Below are 23119 nucleotides of genomic sequence, written 5' to 3'. Positions count from 1 at the left end.
TAAAAAAGCACCATGAAAAAAAGACTATTTCTTTCAGTAATGCTTCCTGCAGTTTATCTGTTCATTACTTCATCTGGTGGAAATACGACACCTCCGTGGGAGAAGGAGAATGTTTCATTTCCGATGATGAACCAAGAGATTCGGCACACGATGCAGGAAAATGAAAGACAGAAAGAAATGAAAAATTGGCAAGACACCAATTTAGCAACGGAAGTTTTCAATAAAAAACAATGGGAAAAATTTAAGGAAACCACGACTAAAATTCAAGACAGATTGAGAATTGTTGATTTTGCAATGCAGGCCATTCCCACTGGGTATGCCATTTTTCTAGAAAGTCAGAAAATACAAGATATTCAATCCAAGATAATTGAAGAAATTCAAACCGCTCCTTATTCGCTCATTGCTGTTTTGCCTGCAGAAATAAAATTTGTTGATGATATGCAAATGATTGTGCGATTACTAACGGGTATTGTTCTTTCCTATGGCGCAATTAATCAAATGGAAAAGGCCGAACGAAAAATTTTGTTAGAATATGCTTTAGAAGAAGTAACAAATCTTCGCAGAAATTCCCTTTTTATGCTCATGAAAATTAGAGACATCAAGCGAAAAGTCGAGTGGACCAAGTTTGTTGTCCTCCGGTATATCAATAAGGACAAACAAATTGTTGAACAGATCATCAGTCACTTTTAATAATAGGAAAATGAAAAAAATAACGCTGGCTTTATGTACTGTTATAGGTGGATTAACTCCTATAGAGGGACAAACTATTGTCATAAACGACAAATTATTAACACAGTTGACCAAAAATCAAGCGGTGCGATTGGCAAGCAACGAATCCTTTCTAAATTCCTATGAAAAACAGAAAAAGTTATACAATAATATCAATAAGAAAATTGCCCAAGTTGTTGCTATTCAAGAATTCATCTATGATAAACTCACCAATATAAATTCAGCAATCAAGCAAGGAAAGCAACTGTATTATTTATCTAAAACTTTTGTACAAATCGGTCAAAATGCAGATGACGTTCTTATTCTAACTGCTCAATATCCCGAATATGCTATTCTAATGAACAGATTTTACATAGCAGCTGTACAGGAACTGCTTAAAATGCAGACGGAACTTACACAGGATATACTTCATGAAGAAAACGATTTCCTGATGGATCCTTACGACCGACAAGTACTTATTCAAAATTTATCGATTAAAGCACAAATGATAAACGGATATCTGATATGTATTAAAATTAGATTGAAAAACGCTAAAAAAATTCCATATATCTATCAAATCCCGACCATCAATACCTACGTGAATCTTGACAGAGCTATTGTTAAAAATATCATGATCAATTATAAATACATTTTTTATTAATACGATGAAGAAAAGTTATCTCAAAAAAATCTCGCTATTTCTTACAATTTTTTTTGGAAGCTCACTAATCTATGGGCAGGTAAAAAGATTGAATGACCTTTCGATTGTTGCCCAAAATAAGAGAACCGTATTCGAATCTTGGGGCGATTTTCGTCCTTATCCAAAGTATTTTTTAGGAATTCAAACAAATTTTGCCTATGCCACTGTCTGGGGTTGGCTCGCTCCATCAAGAAATAGGGACTACAAGAATGGATCAGATATTCGTCCGTTAAAACCAACCGGGTTAGAAATTCAAAGATTTGCAGAGTTAAAATTTCAAAGAAGGAATGCTGAGCAAATAAAACTTCAGATTGATACTGTATATACAAGGAACGTACAAGATTTTGCACATTGGACTTCTTTAACTGTTGAAGCTGATCCCCTTTGGCTACTTTATTATAAAAGAATGCTAAAACCGTTGAAAAATTTTCCAGAAAATCCTCAAAACTATATTCAGTGGCAAATGAAGGACGATAAAACGTATCAGAATATGTTGGCTAATGGAGGAATTGCACATCTTGAAAAAGAACTTACACTACTAAAAGATAAGTACAATAACTCGCGGACTTTGGACATGCCTCGCGGAAAGCGCTTCCTAATGTATCACGAAACCTTAATTGGTTGGAGAAAATTTGTAAATCAGTTGAGAGCTTTTGACCAAAAAAATAATTTATTTCTCGACTATAAAAAGCTTCTGACTAAATCAAAAACAAATATAGGCTCTGATTGGAGTTCGGCAGATCTTCAGATCGCACAACAAATAATGATTGAATACAAAAATAAATTTTAAATCATGAAAAAATACTTGACACTAACCATTTGCCTGATACTATTCCTTTTGCCAACAGTTGTTTTTGGACAAACTGGGGATACTGAAAGTTATAACAAACTTCTTCAATTCTTAAAAGGCGATGGCGCTTTCGAAAAATGGTTTATGGAAGCATTCACTAGGTTAGATACTACAATGGCAGCACAGTCAGCAGGTGCGGTAATGCTCGGTCAGGCAGTTGGTGGGTTCGGAGCTTTATGTTATTTGGGTTACTTAGGTTGGCAGATGCAGGAAGGTGCAAGACCTTGGGAAGTTACACCCATGATCCGCCCCACAATAATTGCTTTTATTTTAATGTATTGGGGTGCTTTTACCCATTTGATTCAATATCCCTTACAATCATTGGCAGAACCGGGAATCGCTCTTTTTCAGGACATCGAAAAAGATGCAAATGATCTTCGGGTTGAAAGATTCAAAAAACAAAATCAAATTTTAGAAATTCTTATTAAAACTCAGGCAGAAGAGGAGGCCAAGCAAGAGACGTTAGATAAGTTAGAAAAAAAAGCTGATGACAGCTGGTTTGACATCGATGTTGATAAATTACTTTCACCAGCTAAAGAGTGGTACATGAAAATGGAATTTAAAATTCAAAAAACATTATCAGAAATTATTGAAGCAGTTTCTCTTACCATTCTTCGGGTCTGTACTTATCTAATTTTTTTTATTCAGAAAATATGGAGTTATATATTAATTGTTTTAGGTCCTTTTGCAGTAGGAATGTCGCTCATACCAGGATTTGAGAACTCCTTTAGTAACTGGGTTACCAAGTTTATCAATATTAATCTTTACAGCTTCATCACTTACACGATCATCAATATTGGTCAGCAATTGATTATGTCAGGATATCAAATGGAACTCGATCGATATGCGCTCATGATTGATTCCGGCGGTGTTGCAGATATGAACACGCTTCGGGTTTACGTACAAAACAGCGGTATGATGTACACCGCTCTTTTTCCTGCAGTTGCCTATATCATAACCGGAATAGGAATTTTGATGGTTCCTTCGATTTCTGATTCAATTGTCTCCGCTGGCGGTGCTGGAATTATGAGCAAAGGAAAAGCCGCCGGAGGAACGGTAGCGAGCGCAGGAAAAGCAGTGGGAAGAACCGCAACAGCAGCGGCTGCGGGCGGAGTTGCAGGAACCGTAGTTGCGGCTAAAGAAATTGCAAAAGCGGTTGGTAAAATGAATAAGAAATAATGATAATCTCCTATCTAAAGTATAACACTTACAACTTTTATATCATGCTAGTTAAAAACATAGAACAGAAAATAAAAATAAATAAAGCCGTGTCAATAGCATCGATACTTTTTGCGGTTTTCGTTGTTATTGCAGGATTTGTGATGGCTTACAAAATGGTGCAAGATTCGCGGAAATCGCTGTACGTGATTGACAACGGTATTCCAATTTTGGTTAAACAAACAGACGAATTATTAAACAGACCAGTGGAATATCAATCTCAGATCGAATTATTTCACCGCTTATTTTTTACCCTCGCGCCAGACGACAGATACATCAAGGAAAACGTTGAGAAATCTCTTTACCTCATTGATGATAGTGGAAAAAAAGAATATACGAATCTGCGAGAGAAAGGATTTTATAATCAGATTATTTCTGGAAATTCTCTGGTTACAGTAAGGAACGATTCCATAAAAATAGATTTACCAAATAGAAAATTTATCTATTACGGTACACAGATGATCAACCGGAAAAAGTCCCTAATCATTCGAAAATTGATTACCGAGGGGAATTTTGAGGACATGATAAGAAGTCCAAATAATCCTCATGGTGTTCTTTTGAGAAACTGGAGAATTCTTGATAATAGTGAAGTGTCTAACAAAGCAAAATTTAACTACTAATGATCAGTAAAAAATACATCCTCGTTAAAGAACAAACGCTTCAGTTTAAACACTGGATTATAAAGCACCCAAAACAAGTTTACGGTTACGTAATGATTGTTTTACAACTTTCTTTTAGTTTGATCTTCATTCAATATTTTTATTTCACACCGAAATTTTCTTTTAAAAATAACATTCCAAACCTTTATTCAAAAAGCGATCAGATAAAATCTGACATGGATAAAACTGAACAGAAAATTAGTGGCGTGGTGAAGGAACTTCAGCAACTAAAAAACAAAAGAGAAAATGGTCCTTTAACTAAAAGTGACAGTCTCCGAATCGAATATTTATTCAACCAATATCAAACTTTGAAAAATGGACATTAAGAAACTCAATTTTAAACATCCAAAATATATTTTTCCATTGATTCTTCTGCCAGTTATCCTTTTTCTTGGCTATCAGACGACAAAATATTTAGGGAAAGAAAAACAGCCACAGAAAGTAACCCAAGATTTATCCCTTAATCTGGGAGAAACGCAGGATTCTATATTGTCGAAAAATGCAGCTTACGATGATTTTTTCAAAAAGGGAGATGGAAGATCAATGCTTGACGGCATTGATAAAGAAGAAGATAGTTTGCAAAATTATTCGGATAATCTTGACGATCAACAAAAGAGATATATCGATTCTCTTAAAACAGTTCGAGCACTTAATAATGGAAGTTCAACTGATTTGGGAAAGGGTAGTTACTACAAGCAACAGTCAAAAATAAATTCTGATGAAAAAGATTTCCAGCGTTCTGCAGAAATGATTCGCATGCTAAATAATGAAACTAATGGACAAAGAGGAGAGGGAAACAATTATTCTGATTCTCCATCAGGTTTAAATTCTGCAAAACAGGAAAAAGAGAATGATCCCGTGAAAATGTTAAGAAAACAAATGTTGATGATGGATTCTTTGGAAAAAGCAAAAGATCCGGAATACCAGTCTACATTAGCTTCAGAAAAAAAGTTGAAAAAAAACAAAGAAAAGATGGCCGCTTTTTTAAACTCCACACTTCGCGTAGATAAGTCATCATTGAATCCAAGTTTCAATTCAATCTCGAAGAAAAAAGACAATGATTTTATCAAAGCAGTGATTGATGAAAATTTAAAAGGATATCTCGGAAGCCGAATCCGCTTTCGCCTGCTGGAAGACATCAATGTTGGAAAACATAAAATTACCAAAGGGTCTATTTTATATGGCCAAATATCAGGATTTTCTCTACAGAGAGTGAATTTGAATGTGATTTCAATTTTAAATAACGGTGAAATTCTGCCCATCAATCTTTCTGTTTTTGACATGGACGGAATGCAGGGATTGTATTTTCCACAAAGTGATTTCCGAGAAATGCTCCGAGAAATGGGTGCCAATTCTGTACAGGGAACTCAAATGGACAGCAGCGGAGAAAGTTTTTTCACCAGTCTTTTTAGCAGTTTATTCAGTTCGACTTCTAAAACCATTTCTAACATGATCCGCCAGAACAAAGCAAAACTGAAATACAACTCTTACATCTTCCTTATTAATGACAAAGAACTTAAACAAAATGAAAATGATTAAACATACATCGAAAAGATTACTTCTTGCATTATCACTTTTTGCATCACTATCAATTTCTGCTCAAACAGAAATGCCCGAAAAGCGCGTAACAGATTTAACAAAATTAGATATTTCAAATGGAGTAAGTCTCCATATTATTTCGCCAGAACCTATCCAGTTTGTGGATTTATCAACCAGTAATCTCACTGGTGATTTGCCTGCTGAAAATATCGCGCGAATAAAAATCACCGATGCTAATGAAACGGATTCAACTTCATTTCATAAAAATATTGATGTACATAATTTAGGAATCATTACCATCGTTTGCCAATCTTTTATGGCTCAGTACAAAGTCAATTATTTAGATTTTAAAAGCAACGCCGTGACCAATATCCAAATTCAACCTGAAGACATGCAGCCGCTTGAGTATCCTAAAATGGCGTTCTCTAATTCGGAACTGCATCGATTCTCTTTAGATATTCTGCGTAAAAAGAAATTAAATAAACCTATTCGAGAAGTAAAAGGTCTTAAACTTACGATGCAGATTAATAATGTTTATGTGGTAAATGATTACATCTTTTTGGACATGACTTTTCTAAATTCTTCCAATTTAGGTTATGATATCGATGCAATTAAATTTTCTGTAGAGGATAAAAAAATCTACAAGGCAACCAATAATCAGAGTATCGCACTTGATCCAGTATTTAAATTATACGATCAAAAACAATTTAAGAAAAGTTACCGCAATATTTACGTTTTCAAAAAATTTACTTATCCCAATAGTAAGGTGATGAAAATTCGACTTTTGGAAGAACAACTCTCTGGGAGAGCCATTGAAATGACGGTGAAGTATTCAGACATTTTAAATGCAGATACTTTTTAATCTCTTCAATCTCCAGTTTTCTAACTTCTAATATTTCACAATGCAAGAACAACAGAATCAAATTAAGATCTATAGTTTTTTCCAAAAGATGGTTTATTTTATCGTCTTGTTGGATTGTGCTTCTTTGTTTTTTCTTTCTGCAAAAATTCCATTTGTAACTGATCTTATGACAAAGTTCGCGAAGATGGGTCTTTTTTACCCACCTTTAAATGCTAAAATCTGTACGATCATTCTTATTACACTGGTTGCAATAGGAACAAGGGCAAAGAAAAAGATAGATTTAAATATCGGTAAACAAATTCTGTTACCAATAATCATCGGATTATCACTGATGTTTTCTTCCCTTGTTTTTATTTCTGAAGCTGGAAACAATACTCTTCCGAAAGTAATTCCGCCATTAAATATTTATCAAATTATTTATACACTTTTATCTTTTCTGGGGGCATTGGTAGCGCAAGTTGGTGCAGATAATATTTCAAAATTGATGCAACAGAAAATGGGCAAAGACCGCTGGAATATTGAAGAAGAAAGCTTTGCTCAAAATCAAGAACTGGTGAAAACTGACACATCGATTAATATTCCTTACCTCTTTCGATTTAATAAAAAAACCAACAAAGGTTGGATTAACATTAATCCATTTCGAGGAACGATGGTTATTGGAACGCCTGGGTCTGGAAAATCTTTCGGTGTTATTAATCCGGCAATCCGACAAATGATTGATAAGGGTTTTTGTCTTTGTATTTATGATTTCAAGTTTCCTGATTTGGCCAAAATCGCCTACTATCATTATCTCATAAAGAAAAGAAGCGATTCTAACTATCAACATCAATTGCATGTCATCAATCTGAACGACGTTGAGAAATCTAAAAGAGTTAATCCATTCAAAAAAGAATACATCCGAACTTTAGCGGAAGCACAGGAGATGGCAGAGTCGATGGTTTCATCTTTACAGAAAGGCGGTTCTAGTTCCGGAGGTGGTTCTGAAGCATTTTTTACGCAATCTGCGATTAACTTTCTTTCTTCTTGCATCTACTTTTTTGCGACTTTCGAAAATGGAAAGTATTCGGATTTACCTCATATTCTATCTTTTATGAATAGAAGTTATAAAGATATTTTCGATACTTTATTTACCAACGAAGAAATTTATTCTTTGCTTTCACCTTTCAAAACAGCTTATGATAATAAAGCATTTGATCAGTTAGAAGGACAAGTTGGAACTTTGAAAATATTCCTGTCCCGATTGGCTACCAAAGAAAGCTTTTGGGTGTTTTCAGGCGATGAAGTAGAACTGAAAATTACAGATAAAGAAAATCCGTCCATCCTAATTTTGGCTTCTGACCCAGGAACACAAGATATTAATTCTGCATTGTATTCATCGGTTTTAAATCGAACATTGCGACTGATCAATTCCAAAGATAATTTATCAGGAGGAATTATCGCCGACGAATTTCCGACCATCTACATTCATAAAATAGACAACATTGTGGCCACTGCAAGAAGCAATAAGATTGCAGTCTTACTAGGACTTCAAGAGATTCCTCAGCTTCGTCAGTTCTACAAAAAAGAAGTTGCTGATACGATCTCTGCTATTGTTGGAAATATTCTTTCAGGTTCAGCAAGAGATAAAAACACATTGGATTGGATGGAGAAAATGTTTGGAAAAATTAAACAGAAAAGTTTTTCACAATCTATTTCACAACAAGGAACGACTATCAGTATTAATGAAAAAATGGATTTTATGATTCCTGCAGGTAAAATCGCTGCACTCAAAACAGGGGAAATGGTCGGGATGATCGCACAAGGTGAAGAAAATGGCACTGAAGAGTATAAAACATCGGCAATCAATGGTAAAATTGATCTTGATATGGAGGCTATTAAAAATGAGGAAAATAATTATGTAGCACTCCCAAATTACTATTCATTCATCGACAAAAAAGGAAATGACCGAAAAGAAGAAGTTCTAATGACAAATTTTCGAAAAATCAATAAAGAAGTAGAGCTCATTGTTAACGAAACAATCACAGCCTAAAATTATGAAACTACAATTTAAATATAAGGTCACTTTTCTAATCTTGTTTTGCGGTTCGCTGCTATTTGCGCAGTTCAATACGCTTACCAGAAATTCAATAAAGAAGGATGAAGTTTTCCCTAAAAAAGAAGAGGTGCAGCAAGTGGGAAAAGACAAAGATGAAAAAGTCAAATATGAAAATGAGAAAAAGAAAAACAGTCGAATAAAACTCTTTAATACTACTTCAAAATCAGATTTGAAAAGAGAATTGGATTCTTTAAAATCGCTTATGCTCAAGTATAGTCTGTCTAAGAATACAAATGAAAAACTCAATTTCAAAAAGATTGAAGATTCCTTAATACAAATGATGAAAAAAAAATTGAAAAATTCAACCGAAATTAATTCAAGAACATCTATTAAACAATATGATTTTGTTAATGATGATCAACCAAATGCAATTTCAAAAATATTTATGCCATTGAAAAACGGAATTGTGGTGACCTCACCTTTTGGAACTCGCATTCACCCCCTATTTCGAAAAATGAAAATGCATAATGGTGCTGATTTAAAAGCGAATTATGAAAATGTACATTCTGTTATGGACGGAATCGTAACGGAATCAGGATGGGATTCTGGCGGTGGTGGAAAGTATATTAAAATAAAACATTCCAATTCCTATGTAACCTCCTATCTCCATTTATCACAAATCTATTACAAAGTCGGAGAATATGTAAAAGCCGGATTTATCATCGCGAAAAGTGGAAATTCTGGAAATTCTACTGGAGCACATTTACATTTTTCTGTTACTGAAAGTGGAAGTTATATAAATCCTATCCGATTTCTAAATGATCTTATTAAAGCAAACAATTTAATCGCAACCTATTATGCAAACTAACAATTTACCAACTGACGACTTAAAAAAATACGGAATCGTCGATGCAGATAACTCTTTTTCAAAAAAACTTTCTGCCAACGATATTCAAAAGTTTTTGCAGGGATATACCATTGTCGCAGATAATGACAAAAGCAGAGCAACTTTCCAACTCCTTGAAAATAACAGCAGACTGAATGTGATTTTTCTGGAGAGAGATAAGAGCATTTCTGAAATCCTCACAAACAGCAAAGATAAAATCGAATATTCCAATATTCAAGATTTTTCAAAATCTGATAATGAATTGAATTTTGAGAAAAAAGCATTTGTAATTGATAAAGAAACCAACAAATTGGTGGAGTTTGATTTAATTAAAAATGCAAGAGAATTGACAGCAATTATCGTTGATAAAAATGATGCTCGCGAGATAAACCGCTACAAATTTGAACTTTTAAAACTGAAAGGTTTTCTTCAGGATAAAATTGATCAATTCCCTGAGATGGCAAAAGAAATAACCAACGATTTAAATATTGTGTCAAAAGAAATTAACACCGTAAATGGTATTTCTCAAAATGAGAGTAATTCTCAAAAACAGGAACAGTCAGATATTCAACTTAATGTGAACGATCCTGATTTGTATCAAGATGCTAATCGAATAAGAGAGGAAGAACTCGAACGAAAAGAAAATCATGAAAAATCGCGAGGTTTCAGAAGATAAACAGTTAAAAATTCCACCATTCCTAAAAACTAAATATGAGCATAACATTAGAAATAGGCAAGTACAACGAACAAATTGAATCTGCGGGCTTTCAGAAAATGGAATTTTCTGACATCGATGAAGCGATTGCTAATCTGGAATTTATGAAAATGGGATTCAATTATTTTAAAACTGGAGAATCTTTGATAGTGAGATTAGAAGAAGGAACAAAGGCACATCTCATCGATTACGATGCAGTTGTTCCCATCCAGGAAATTAGAAAAGAACTCGAACATAAATACCACCCCAGTTTAACTCAAAATGAAAAAGAAGTTCAATCGATTGCAACAGAAGCAAAAACGAAAATATCGGCAAACTCAAACTTTATTTTTGAGGAAGATGAAACAACAAGGTATGCAAAAACCTCGTCGGGCGAAAAATTACCTTTTAAATTGTTTAATCCCAATGAAACTGGTGCCGGATCCAATTTACTACGGGAATCACAAAATTCTTTGCAGTCCAACGATTTTGCATTAGTAGAACGGCGTTTTGCTGAGAATAAATCACTTCAACTCTTTGGAAATGAAAAGATAGGAAGTATTGATGATGTTGCGTGGTTATTTAAAGCATTGGAAGATGAAGCCGTAGAACATGCTTTTTTAGTCTATGATTTTGAGGATAAAGGATATTTTGTTCAGCATATATCTACCGGAACTTTTGATGCAGCATTTGTAGATAACAGACTTTTAATAGGGAATGTGTTGGAAGTTAAACCCTTATCAATAACTCTTGTTCATAACCATCCAAGCGGAAATTTGAAAGTTTCAAAAGCTGATAAGGATTGTATCATCAAATTAAACAGAGCTTTAGAAGATTCAGATATAAAAGTCAACAATGGAATCATTATCAATTTGAGAAGTGGAAAGTATGTCGTATTTGATGAGAATGAATCATCACATATTTATATGAAATCAAACCCACAATCTTTTAAAGAAATACAACCGTATTCTTTCAGTAAACAGGTTTTGGTCGAAAATTATCAACCAGTTAAAATAACCAGTTCAACAGATATTGCAAAATTTATTACGTCACAAAAATTCGGCATATCTGATAAGACGGAATTGCTTGTGCTCAACAATCAGTTGAATATCGTTGGGAAATTCATCATGCCGCCAGATAATCAGCTTGATTTTATCATTGGAAAAGTTGCAAAGTTCGGTGGGTCAAAGTGCATTTTATACGGAAACAACATCACTCCAGAGCAAGTTAACACCTACAATAAAAAACTTCATTTTTCGGGAATCGAAATTTTAGATGCTATTCTATTCAATAGTGAAAATGGAAGAAAATTGTACGAATCATTTGCTGACAGTGGAGTACTTAGAACTCAAAAAGAAATGAATGGGGAAGTACAGGAAAATGAAATAACTAATGATTACAAAAAGTCGGAAAAAATTAAAATGATCCACAAGATGCCATCTAGTTATGACACAAATATATTAAGTGATAGCGGACAATGGGCAGATAGATTTCGGGAGGAAAAAAAAGAATCTGAAAATAAATTAAATCATATTAACAATCAAAATCCAAAAATTATGGAAACACAAAAAGACTTCAACCAAGTAGATTATTTAAGAAATCAATTAAAATACCTTGGTTTTGGTGAGGGAGAACAACTTCACAAGGATTTAGAATCGGGAATGAATTCTGCGGAAAAACAGTTTGAAATTAAAACAAATTCAGACAAAGCATTGCCGGGAAATAAGGTTGATTTTACCTTAAAATTCAACAAAACAGAAAGTGGAGGTGTTTTTCTTAATTCCTACCATGCCGTTTTGAATAATGAGAAAGGTGAAGATATCTCCCAAAATTTCCCTGTAAATAGAGAAAATACATTTACCGCTAAAGAAGCAGTCAACCTTTTGGAAGGTCGTTCCGTGAAGATAGAATTCACTAATCCGAAAACGGAACAACTGGAACCAGCTTTCGTTAAACTCAATTTTGCGGAACCTAAGACTGAAAAAGGAAATTACAGTTTCCAAAATTTCTACAAAAATTATGGAGTCGATACTGATCAAATTGTAGAGAAGTCCAACCTAATTTTTGATAAACCAGAATATAGAGAAAGTACTATAAAATCTTTGGAAAAAGGAAATGTTGTGAAAGTGAAATTTGAGAACGATGATCAAACGGTAGAAGGAAAAGCAGTGCTCAATCCTCAATACAAAAATCTGAGTCTCTATGATCAGGATATGAACAGAATTAATACCAATAAACCTTTGGAGGGTTTGGAGAATGATAATAAGCACGAAAAAAACAATATCAAGGAACAGAGTATTAAGAGATAATAATTACTTACTAATTGCTATTAAAGAGCGGTAAGTCTTAATTCATAAGCTTGCCGCTTTTTTCTTTAAATCGATTTACTATGAAATCACAGATGTACGAGTTTACCACAAAAACAATTGTTAGAATGCATAAAATCACCATTATATTACCAGCACTGTTTTTCCTTTCTATTACAAATTCTTGTAACAAAGAAATTAAACCCGAAAAAGGAGGAATTGACCTTATTTCAAATGTCTATTTTGACGCTTCCAAAGGATTGGACAAAATGCAAAATTTTCATTTATCCAGGATTAATTATTCGGGAGATACCCTAATAGAATTAGTTCCTGATCTCACTTTTCCTGAAATCACCTATAAAATTTTTTATATAAGAGACTCATTATGCTACTCGCTTGGAAAAGAAAATAGCAGCAGCGTTGTTCTTTCAGAAATTTCAAAAAAAAAGAAACCACTTTTGGTTGACAAAAAGAAAGAAGGCGCTCTTTTTTCAAAAGAATGGATTCCCAATTATCTTCATCGCAAAAATATCAGGGACACGGTTTTGTTCAATAAAAAATACAAACGATTTGAAGTGAACTCTGCCAAAAGTTTCTCAAGATTTTACATTTATCCAACGGACACTATTTTACCTTATTCTATTTATAAGCACGCTGAAATCGACTACGGAGGAAGGCTTGAGCGTATTGATTCCTATAATAAGGAGAAAGATGTTTTTGTCACCCTTCAACTATTACTACGAAAAAACTGGGATGAGGAAGCCAAAGAAATTTTTGAGTTTAATGAGTTTGTGAAAAAGAAAAAGTGATGAATATAAATCCAACTCTTTATACGACTGCAGAAATTGCGGAAATTTCAGATCGCGTATCTGTCCTAGATTATTTCCTTCATCTTGAAAAGCAAGGTAAAGTGAATTTTGATAGAAAAACAGGAAATGACTATTATTTTAGGACAAACAATAATAAGTTTTCAGTCTCAGAAAACCAATATTATGATTTTAAAACATGTGAAGGCGGACAAATAATAAAAGCAGTAATGGAATTGGAAAAAATTGAGTGGAAAGATGCACTTCAATTTTTAAAGAATTTTAATGGACTAGTTTCGGAACAAAGTAGAGTTGCAGAAAAAAAAATACTAGACTTTCGGAAAAAAGATGTGCATTTTTCTGAAGTTATTATTACAAATTCATTTATTCCTAATAATGAAAAGTTGGTTTCTTATTTTGAAAAGCGAGGAATATCGAACGATATTTTAATAGAAAATACGCGACAAATCCATTATGAGTCTGCAGGAAAGAAATACTTTGGAATTGGAATCGAAAATCTTTCTCAAGGTATTGAAATTCGCAATCCATTAATGAAAAGTAAGATTGGGAGAAATGATATTTCTGAACTAAAAGGTACCAAAAACGAAATGATTGTTTTTGAAGGTATGACAGACATGTTTTCTTTTTTACAACTTTTAAAAGCAAATAATCAAAAAAATAATCGAACACTTATTACGCTTAATTCGATTACCAATATCAATAGATTTTTAGACCGTTATAAAGATTTTTCCGGTAAAATTTTTCTGTGCCTTGATGGAGATAAGGCAGGGAATATCGCTACGCAGCAACTTTTTAAAGCCTTCAATGAGATCGAAATCAAAGATATTCGTTCGATGTACAATATTTCTGAAACTGGAAATAATGATTTGAACGATTACCTGCAGAATAAAATAAAACTTCAAAATAAAAATACTAATTTAGTAGAACAAAACTCTTCTGAAAATGAAACCAATACCATTAAATCAAACAAAATATCCGAAACTGAGCAAGTGGAACAAAAATCACTTGAACAAGACTCTGGTGAACTTGGCGGAAACTTCCAATCCGAGCAAAATGGACATCAATCAAGCGGACAAAGATTGGGCAGCAACGATGTTAGAAATGGATTTACAAAGTCAGAGTGGAGCGGTTCGTCAGGAAGAGGAAATGACCAATCCACTGACGGAACACAACAAAGTAATGCTCCAAAAAATGAAAAAACAAAATATTCCCTGGACGGAAGATTATTAGAAAACTCAACCGGTATTTCGGAATTAGATATTTTAATTGATCAATGTAAAGGTCAAAAACTGACCAATGAACAAGTTGCAGAAGTAGTTTCTGCAACTTGTTTTGTTTCTAATGATGACAGAATCCTTCTGAAAGATCATGTGAAAATTACAGATGAGTTGAAGGATATTTGCAACCAGTTTAAAAGTGGAGGAATTGAAAAAGCGGGAAGAGGGATTTTAGATGAATATTATACAGACCTTAAAATTGTTAATTCTGTTCGCAACTTGATCAAAAAACACTTTAAAAATCAAGATGAGATTTCTATTTTAGAACCAAGCGTAGGAACTGGAAATTTCATTTATGCTGCAAATGGATTAGCCGTAAAATTCAAAATAACAGGTTTTGAAATCAACGAAATCACGGCTAAAATTGCTAAAGTTCTACATCCGGAAGCAGAAATTAATCTTCGTTCTTTTGAAACTGAATTTATTGATGAAAAAGGAAATAAAAAAAGTTCAACTGTTTTTTCTGGAAAATATGATTTAGTGATTGGTAATCCTCCTTATGGTGAACATCGGGGTTTATATAAAGGATTGGGCGAAGAAAGCAAAATTTCAAAATACGAAGATTACTTCGTTAAGCGTGGAATCGATTCTTTAAAAGACGACGGGATTTTGGCGATGGTTCTTCCATCTGGATGGATCAATCGGCAGAAGAAGATGCAAAATGCAGATTTGGTGAATGCTTACCGTTTACCGAGCGGGGTGTTTTCTGGGACACAAGTAGGTGTGGACATTATCATTTTAAAAAAATCAGCACGAAATATTAGTCATGATGTTTCTAGCTATTTTGAGCAAAATCCACTAAATGTTTTAGGGGAGATTCGGGAGAAAACCAATCGTTTTGGTAGGGCAGAGCATTACGTTTATGGTAGTTTAGATGAAGCTATTTACCTGCTTGAGAATCTTCAAAATAAAAAGGAAATATTTAGAATCGGAAACCTTTTCGACGATTTGTTAATTGAAGAAGTCTCTTTTAAAAATGCTATTTCTACTGATGAAACTTCTATTTCAAAGAAAGAAAAAGAAAACCAATTAAGTTCTGAAAATCAAAGTGAATATTCAATTGAAACTGCTCAAGACAAAATAGAACAGGTTCTTTTAAGATTGAATGAAATCAAATTTAAATCACCTTCTATATTAAATGAAATTAGGAAGTATTCAAAATTACAAACCCAGATCGCTGATAATCCCAACTCATTTTTGTTTGAAAAGATTAAAGATATCGTTGAGAAAGCAGATAAGATCCTTCAATCGCAAAATACAAGGAATTCTGAATATGAAATTCAATCTAAGCCGTTTATTAAAAAGGGAATTCTAAAATACCAGTTTATAAAACAGGATGAAATTGTAAATACATCATTGCAAAATAGTTCAGATATCACAGAGGAACAAGGTGCAGCATTTAAAGCGACTTCCTATGATGGAACTATAAAAAATCATACAAGACACTTTGATTTTGCCAACTACTATAATGGAGAATATATTCATGATTTTTATTATGCTGAAGGGAATATTTACCAAAAGTTGGAACAATTAGCAAAGGATTACAGTGAAGATTGGGGAATAGGTGGTCTGGAAAATAAGCAATATGAAAAGCAAAAATCATTGCTAGAAAGTGTGCTGCCAAAACTTAAAAATTTAGATGAGATTTCCATTAGTCCGAATCATGAATTTGTATTAAAGTTTGATTTAGGACCAATAGAAAAAGACCGTTGGAATCCAAATACCAGACAAACAGAAGCAGTAACGGAAAATTACAATCTTGCAGATAATTTTAAAGATTTTGTAGGAACATTATCAAGTGAAGCTTTTGCAGGTTCTTCAGCTTGGGAAGTACGAAGTTTTGTAGATAACGAAACGGTTACAGGAAGTGATAAGGAACGAAATGCTTTAATTCGAGAGAGAAGAAAAGCCGCAGCCAATGATCTGTTTCAAAAGTTTATTCGAGAAGAATTAACTGAAGAATTGAGAGATCGTTTCATTAAAGATTTCAATCGAAATTATAATCATATTCACGTTCCGGATTATTCAAAATTCCCATTATTTTCAAAAATTCATCAAAATTTCAAAGGACAGGAATTGAGATTGACCGAAGTTCAAAAAGCCGGGATTGGAAGACAGACAACAAAAGGAGTAGGGTTATTGGCGCATGAAGTTGGATTCGGAAAAACATTGTCCGGAATTCTTTCAATGCACGAAGCGATGGAAAGAGGAAATGCAAAGAAACCATTAATCGTAGTTCCCAATGACAGTATATTGAAGCAGTGGGTTGAAACTATTTTTGAAACCATTCCAAATGCTAGAGTAAATGTTTTAGGAAATCTCGGTAAGGATTATGATCTGTCAAAGTTTGATAATAAAGACGGAGAAATTACCATCGTGACTTATGAAGGCTTTAATAATATTGGGTTTTCAAGCGACATTACTGAAAAACTGTCTTCTAAATTTAACTATATCTCAGCAAATGAGTTGAAAAGTATTACGAATACTGAAAGAGATCATCAAATAGAGTTGCAGAAAGAAAAAGAAATCGAAGGGAAAATGAAACGTGGGAAAATATATGATTGGGAGGATTTCGGATTTGATCATTTGACTTACGATGAAATTCATAACGCCAACCATATTGTCGGGAAAGTGAAAATTGAAGACCGACGATTTTCCTCAGATTTTAGAAATCAAAATCAGCAAACTTCAAAATTGGGGATTAATACTTGGATGGCAGCTCAATATATTCAGGATAAACAGAATGGTAGAAATGTTACTCTTCTTTCTGCAACTCCTTTTACCAACAAACCTTTGGAATATTATTCTATTTTATCTTTGATTGCAAATAAACGTTTAGAAGAGTCTGGGTATTTCAATGTGAATACTTTCTTTGAAACCTTTATGGAAGCGGATAACGATATGGAAATTGATGCAAAAGGCGATGTGAAGTTTAAAGCAAATGTCCGAAGATTTAAAAATAATTCGCTGTTCCAACAACTCCTTTCGGAATTTATTGATGTAAAAGGGGAGGAAGATAATGGTGAATTGATTCGTCCAAAAAAAATCAATAAAGAGTTTAAAATTGAACAGAACGATCTGACGAAAGAACAATATACTTTACTCAATGAAAACTTCAATCATACGGAGAAAGGTGCAATTTTAACGCATATTCTTAACGCTCGCTTAATTGCGTTTTCTCCCTATTTATCGCTTTATTATACTGGTGAAGATCCTTCCACGAAAGAGTTTATAGAAAATTCACCAAAATTGCTTGAAACAATGAATCTGATTCGTCAGAACAAAAAAGACATCCCAGATTCTGGACAAATTATTTATTCTGAATTAGCAGTTTCTCAATTTCCGAAATTGAAAGAATATCTTATTAATGAAGTGGGTTTTAAACCTGAAGAAATAGGAATCATTACTGGAGCAACAAGTAAGAAGCAACGAATTTCCATACAGGATGATTTTAATTCTGGAAAAATTAAAGTTATTATCGGAAGCGAAGCTATTCAAGAAGGAATGAATCTTCAAGAAAATACAACCGACGTTTATTTACTGACGCTACCGTACAACTTTACGTCGCTGCGGCAGATAGAAGGAAGAGCGTGGAGACAAGGTAATAAAAATGAAAACGTACGTGTAAACTTCATGCTTACCAATGATAGTATTGATGTTTTTATGCTTCAAAAATTACAGTCAAAACAAGCGAGATATTTAGAAGCGATGAAAAAGGGAGCGAATGTTTTAGATATTTCCGACATCAGTACGCAGGAATTGAAAACTTCAATCATCACCAATCCTGAGACGAGAGCGAATATTGAAATTGAATTAATGAAGAAAAGAATTGAGAGCGAAAAAAATAAATTTCTTGCAGATATTGTTTTTGTATTGAGAAAGTATGAAGATTTTATTAAAGTAAAAGAGGATGTTACCAAGGCAGAACATTCTTACAACAGGATTTTAGGCTATGCAAAAGATTCAGAGGACGGCAATTCTGAGTATTGGAAAAACCAACTTCCTTTTTATCAGAAAACTGTAGATCTGGCTAAAGTCGAAGTTCAAAAAACAATTGAAAATCTTGCTGGGAAAGGTGTTAATGTTAAAGAAATCGAAAAACAAACGAAAGCTACCGAAGATAATATTGCGAAACTCGATGCGAAATTGGAAGAACTTCCGATAACAAAAGAAGTATTAATTGCTCAGTATCAAAAAGAGAAAGAGCAACAATTGATGATGAATGAGAATAAAGATTATGTGAAGGAGAGGGCTGTTGAGAACTGCGTTTTGTTTAGAAAAGTCGATTATAATAAGCCAGATGTATTGATGTCTGCTTATAATACTTTAGAAATCAACATAAATGAAAATATAGAGGTAGAGCAGAAAGAATTCAGTGGAAGGAGGAGATAATGAATTTTAAAAATGAAATGGTAAGCAACGTTCTATTAATTTTCTAATATTTTTAAAATTTATACAGTTATGATTGACAAAGGAGAATTATTAAACAACAAGGATTTTTACAGATCCTTTAAGACGGGAGAGTATTTAACAATCAAAAAATAACGTATAAATTTTCTCTTTACTTTAACCGTTGGTTTTATTTGCATTACATATGGTGTATGTCTTAATTAGGAATAATTATATCTAAAGCAATAACAGGTAATATTTTAGGGAAGATTACACAATGGTTTTTAATTTTCTGTCTGCTTTTCGAGCTTTGCCTTTATTTTTTGGATGATTGCGAAACCGCTGATCCACACTCAATTTTTTAAGAGTTCGGGTGTAGGTTTGGCGTAGAATAATGTTTTCTTTTTTAGAAATATCCATGCATTTTTTTATTCAACTTACTGTCCGTTGGAAACGTAATATTTTTTTCCTGAGCGGTTGTATCAACACTTATATCCGAATCATCACTATCTTTTCCATTAATCCGAATGCTCTCTTTAAAGACTAGTTCTATTCCTGCTTCCTTAACTCTCTTACGAAAATGAGTCAAATCGCTCGAAGCACAGGGGAAATCTGTGGAAAATTGTTAAAGTCCGCAAAAATATTGGAGTACAAATTTTCCGTCCATTGTTCTACCACACTTTCATCGGAACATTGCGAAGATGTTTTAAAATTAACAATCGATCCATTACCGAATTGGCTTTGCAGTACAACCACTATCGGCGCAGTATAGTGGCAAAAGCATGATGAAAGATTTGCCAGTCAATACGATTGCTCAAAATAAACAATGGGTGATTTTTGTTGAGCGTATCTTCAAGATAGAAGAAAAAATTTGCCTGTGGAGACGATATTTGTTTGGAAATAATAAATAAAATATGCAAGGTTTACTCCATAAAAATACGTAAAGTGGCAGAAATAAGCAAGCAATATCACATATAATTAACTAATAATCAGTAAATTGAATGGTTTTTCATGGCTGACTAATTAAGTCAGTTACAAAAGGTTATCTGCCAAAAATTATATCATTCCTCAAAAATTAACAGTTTCATCTATAAAATTATTAACAATTATTTTTCAAATTTACGCCACTTTTTCGTATTTTTGGCAAAGATTTGATTTGACGATTATGGCAAAGATTATAGAAAATAAGATTATAGAAGCATTTAAAGAGCGATCCTCATTTGGTCGCAGTGAACTTTATGAATTCTATTTGAATTTTGAACCAAATCTAAAGAATAGCACTTTTAATTGGCGGGTTTACGACCTTAAAAAAAAGAATATCCTCAAAACTATTGGGAGTGAATTGTATGTTATTTCCTATAAATCTATATACAGACCAGTGCTCTCGGATAATGCTGTAAAGATTGCCCGAAAAACTATAGAACGGTTTAAAGATATTAAATATTCTATATGGGAAACTCAATGGCTTAACGAGTTTTCGCAACACCAGACATCTAATGAAATGATTGTCGTAGAAGTAGAAAAGGAGTTTGAAGAGTCACTTTATTATTATCTAAATGATTCCCTAAAAATGAACCTTTTTTTAAATCCCGATGAAAAGCAAATCAAATTCTATATCTCTGAAAGTTCTTTTCCAATAGTCATAAAAAGACTTGTCACTAGAGCTCCAATTGATAAAATAAAATATAAAAAAACGACCATTCCCATTTCTACACTTGAAAAGATAATAGTAGATTTATTTGCAGATGAAAATCTGTTCCATTTCTATCAAGGTTCTGAATTGATACACATTTTTGAAAGGATAATAGAGCGTTACAATATCAATCTAACAAAACTATTCAGCTACGCAAAGAGACGTAAACAAGAAGAAGAGATTAAATCATTTATAAGCCAGCACATTCCAAATTTTCTGGAAGATATACAATATGATTGATAAAATAAGTTTTACAAAAGAGTGGTTAGACAGTTTTCGTTTAAAAAAGGAACATAAAGGTATTAATGTTACCATTCTGGAAAAAATGGTTCACGCACTATCATTGCTTGAACATTTAAAAACAGCCGGACTTGATTTTGTCTTTAAAGGCGGAACATCATTAGTATTATTGTTAGAGAAAGATAATCGGTTTTCAATCGATATTGATATTATTTCCAGCGTAGATCGTGAATCATTAGAACAAATACTAGATTCTGTAGTTACTAAATCTCACTTTTCAAAACATATTATGAATGAACGTAGAAGTTACAAAGAAGGCGTCCCGAAGGCTCATTATACTTTTGAATTTGATTCAGTTTATAATCCTCCTGTTCCGGGAACAATTTTACTTGACATCCTTTTTGACAGTCCACACTATCCGGAACTTATTAAGTCTTCAGTAAATACGCCGTGGCTTTCAATTGAAGGAATTGCAACAACTGTAACCACACCATCCATAAATGCTATTTGCGGTGATAAACTCACTGCCTTTGCACCAGAAACTATAGGGATTCCTTACTATAAGCACAATCAACTTTTTGCAATGGAAATTTGCAAACAATTATTTGATTTAGGAAAACTATTTGAAAATATAACTGACTTAAAAATAGTAAAGGAAAGTTTTTCTGCATTTTCAAAGGCAGAACTATCCTATCGAAGTTCTACTGAAGATTTCAATAAAAGAACCCTTACTGAAACAGATGTATTATTGGATTCCATAAATACCTGTGCTATTATTGCTCGAAGAGAAAGTAACCCAACTGCAGAAACAAAAAAGAAGTTTGCAGATTTGAGTTCAGGTATCAATAGTTTTGGTAGTGCATTCTTAATGAATGGACATTTTAGAATTGAAGATGCAATGGCAGCTTCGGCCAGAATAGCTTATTTGAATGCAATATTGCTACATTCTGAAATCATTGAAATAGAATATTACAACGATCAGGACATTAGCCAACTCACTATTGAGAATACTGATTGGGCATTTTTAAACAAACTGAAGCGACAACCTGACAAGTCAATATTTTATTATTGGTATAAGGCGGTGAAGTTACTTTAAAATTAAAAAATGGATTTAAAATATATATTATGTTGCAAGCATCATTAATATTTAATAAAAATACCAGACTGTTTCAGTTTGGTGTTTTTAATCTCAATAAGGTTGCTAACTTAAAGAATGATGTCTTCTTTATAACATCTATTTCTTTAATGTATTCAATCTTCCCTGATAAGCTTGCAGGTAATTGCGTTTTAATTTTTCATTCAGAAAAGAATAGTCAATAAGTTGAGTTATTTTTTCCTGGCTTGAAGTTAAATTACGCATAATCTTCTCAATGATTTTTTTAGGGATATCTGCTTTTTCACCTAATAGAATAAACTGTAGTGAATCATTTCCTTTTGCAATAGATTTAGGCAGGAGTCCTTCTTTTAAAGTAAATTTAGAATCTTCAACATGGATTCTGGTATTCAATAAATCATAAGCTGGACTTAACTTGTAATCTCTCTGCTGCGTTTCGATGATTGAAAAATTTTTTAAATGAGCATCACCATTTGAAAACAAATAGTTGAAAAGAATCAATGTGAACAATTTTGGTGCTTCCACTTTCCAGGCCGGAATATATCTTTGCAAGGTTTCAAAAAGTTCAAAGTAGTTCCCTTCATATTTATACTGTTCACCATGCGTTGCCGGAGATTTTTGCAACAATGATGCAAAGTCCTCCACAGCTAACTTATTTTCCTTTTTGTTATCGACGAGTGAAGAATTTTCTAATCTTTCGAAACGTTTTGTAATATACGCAGGACTACCGTCTTCAAAGAATATCAGTGAGTTTTCAGCCACTTCCATTTTAAAAATTTGTTGTGCAATCTGCATCGTTAAATGTTCATTACCAGGAGCATACTCATTGTTTGTTGGTAAGTCAGATATTGGTTTTAGTATATACTGTCCGTATTCATCTTTATGAGTTAAGCGAAGATTCTTTCCATCAAGAATTAAAGAATATTTTTCCTGAAATCCTGAAATGGAAATATGAGTTTGATTTTCATTGAAAGTTTTCTTTTCCTTTTTATTAGTTGGAGATGCATAAGGCAGAACAGGACTTACTTTCCGTCCAAGAAACATTTTTTTTAGAACGGCTGGGCTATACGAGGAAAATCCTTCTTTTAAACTTCCCGGACAATTGGTGAACTTTAATTCCAT

Annotated in this window: 18 protein-coding genes; 16 read left to right on the top strand and 2 right to left on the bottom strand. The window is 33.2% G+C overall.

Annotated features, from left to right (window positions below):
* Positions 1-12: 12 nt before the first annotated feature.
* From ACZ9HT_RS09165 to ACZ9HT_RS09100, 14 genes are all read left to right on the top strand, one after another.
* Positions 13-690 (top strand): hypothetical protein, encoded by a 678-nt coding sequence (locus ACZ9HT_RS09165; RefSeq protein ID WP_476040176.1) that lies wholly within the window; start codon positions 13-15, stop codon positions 688-690.
* A gap of 10 nt (positions 691-700) precedes the next feature.
* A complete protein-coding gene (locus ACZ9HT_RS09160; RefSeq protein WP_476040175.1) occupies positions 701-1369 on the top strand; it encodes a hypothetical protein in 669 nt (222 codons plus the stop codon).
* Positions 1370-1373: 4 nt separating this feature from the next.
* Positions 1374-2198, top strand: a complete 825-nt coding sequence (locus ACZ9HT_RS09155; RefSeq protein WP_476040174.1) for a hypothetical protein — start codon at positions 1374-1376, stop codon at positions 2196-2198.
* Between the two features lie 3 nt (positions 2199-2201).
* Positions 2202-3437, top strand: coding sequence for a TraJ family protein (locus ACZ9HT_RS09150; protein WP_476040173.1), 1236 nt, complete (start codon positions 2202-2204; stop codon positions 3435-3437).
* A 44-nt stretch (positions 3438-3481) separates the two neighbouring features.
* Positions 3482-4096 (top strand): conjugative transposon protein TraK, encoded by a 615-nt coding sequence (gene traK / locus ACZ9HT_RS09145; protein WP_476040172.1) that lies wholly within the window; start codon positions 3482-3484, stop codon positions 4094-4096.
* Complete coding sequence (locus ACZ9HT_RS09140) at positions 4096-4461, top strand: hypothetical protein (protein WP_476040171.1); 366 nt, start codon at positions 4096-4098, stop codon at positions 4459-4461. Before traK ends, ACZ9HT_RS09140 begins: the two co-directional genes overlap by 1 nt.
* Positions 4451-5674 (top strand): conjugative transposon protein TraM, encoded by a 1224-nt coding sequence (gene traM, locus ACZ9HT_RS09135; protein ID WP_476040170.1) that lies wholly within the window; start codon positions 4451-4453, stop codon positions 5672-5674. Before ACZ9HT_RS09140 ends, traM begins: the two co-directional genes overlap by 11 nt.
* Positions 5667-6536, top strand: coding sequence for a conjugative transposon protein TraN (gene traN / locus ACZ9HT_RS09130; RefSeq protein WP_476040169.1), 870 nt, complete (start codon positions 5667-5669; stop codon positions 6534-6536). The genes traM and traN overlap by 8 nt, the downstream gene beginning before the upstream one ends.
* A 40-nt stretch (positions 6537-6576) precedes the next feature.
* Positions 6577-8565 (top strand): type IV secretion system DNA-binding domain-containing protein, encoded by a 1989-nt coding sequence (locus ACZ9HT_RS09125; protein ID WP_476040168.1) that lies wholly within the window; start codon positions 6577-6579, stop codon positions 8563-8565.
* A 4-nt stretch (positions 8566-8569) separates the two neighbouring features.
* The gene (locus tag ACZ9HT_RS09120; protein WP_476040167.1) at positions 8570-9439 is read left to right on the top strand and encodes a M23 family metallopeptidase; all 870 of its coding nucleotides are present in this window, start codon (positions 8570-8572) and stop codon (positions 9437-9439) included.
* The gene (locus tag ACZ9HT_RS09115; RefSeq protein ID WP_476040166.1) at positions 9429-10133 is read left to right on the top strand and encodes a hypothetical protein; all 705 of its coding nucleotides are present in this window, start codon (positions 9429-9431) and stop codon (positions 10131-10133) included. The genes ACZ9HT_RS09120 and ACZ9HT_RS09115 overlap by 11 nt, the downstream gene beginning before the upstream one ends.
* Before the next feature lie 35 nt (positions 10134-10168).
* The gene (locus tag ACZ9HT_RS09110) at positions 10169-12460 is read left to right on the top strand and encodes a JAB domain-containing protein (protein ID WP_476040165.1); all 2292 of its coding nucleotides are present in this window, start codon (positions 10169-10171) and stop codon (positions 12458-12460) included.
* Positions 12461-12585: 125 nt separating this feature from the next.
* On the top strand, positions 12586-13266 hold the full coding sequence (locus tag ACZ9HT_RS09105) for a hypothetical protein (RefSeq protein ID WP_476040226.1): 681 nt from the start codon (positions 12586-12588) through the stop codon (positions 13264-13266).
* On the top strand, positions 13266-18953 hold the full coding sequence (locus ACZ9HT_RS09100; protein ID WP_476040164.1) for an Eco57I restriction-modification methylase domain-containing protein: 5688 nt from the start codon (positions 13266-13268) through the stop codon (positions 18951-18953). The genes ACZ9HT_RS09105 and ACZ9HT_RS09100 overlap by 1 nt, the downstream gene beginning before the upstream one ends.
* Before the next feature lie 267 nt (positions 18954-19220).
* Here ACZ9HT_RS09100 and ACZ9HT_RS09095 read toward each other — a convergent pair whose 3' ends face one another.
* Complete coding sequence (locus ACZ9HT_RS09095) at positions 19221-19370, bottom strand: hypothetical protein (RefSeq protein WP_476040163.1); 150 nt, start codon at positions 19368-19370, stop codon at positions 19221-19223.
* Between the two features lie 745 nt (positions 19371-20115).
* Here ACZ9HT_RS09095 and ACZ9HT_RS09090 point away from each other — a divergent pair.
* Entirely contained in the window at positions 20116-20883 is a 768-nt protein-coding gene (locus ACZ9HT_RS09090; RefSeq protein ID WP_476040162.1) for a DUF6577 family protein, read from the top strand.
* Positions 20876-21979, top strand: a complete 1104-nt coding sequence (locus tag ACZ9HT_RS09085) for a nucleotidyl transferase AbiEii/AbiGii toxin family protein (RefSeq protein WP_476040161.1) — start codon at positions 20876-20878, stop codon at positions 21977-21979. Before ACZ9HT_RS09090 ends, ACZ9HT_RS09085 begins: the two co-directional genes overlap by 8 nt.
* Before the next feature lie 138 nt (positions 21980-22117).
* Here the strand turns inward: ACZ9HT_RS09085 and ACZ9HT_RS09080 are convergent, their stop codons facing one another.
* Entirely contained in the window at positions 22118-23119 is a 1002-nt protein-coding gene (locus ACZ9HT_RS09080) for a type II toxin-antitoxin system HipA family toxin (RefSeq protein ID WP_476040160.1), read from the bottom strand.

Source organism: Chryseobacterium sp. UYP7 (assembly GCF_056279225.1).
This window is presented reverse-complemented; position numbering and strand designations above follow the sequence as displayed.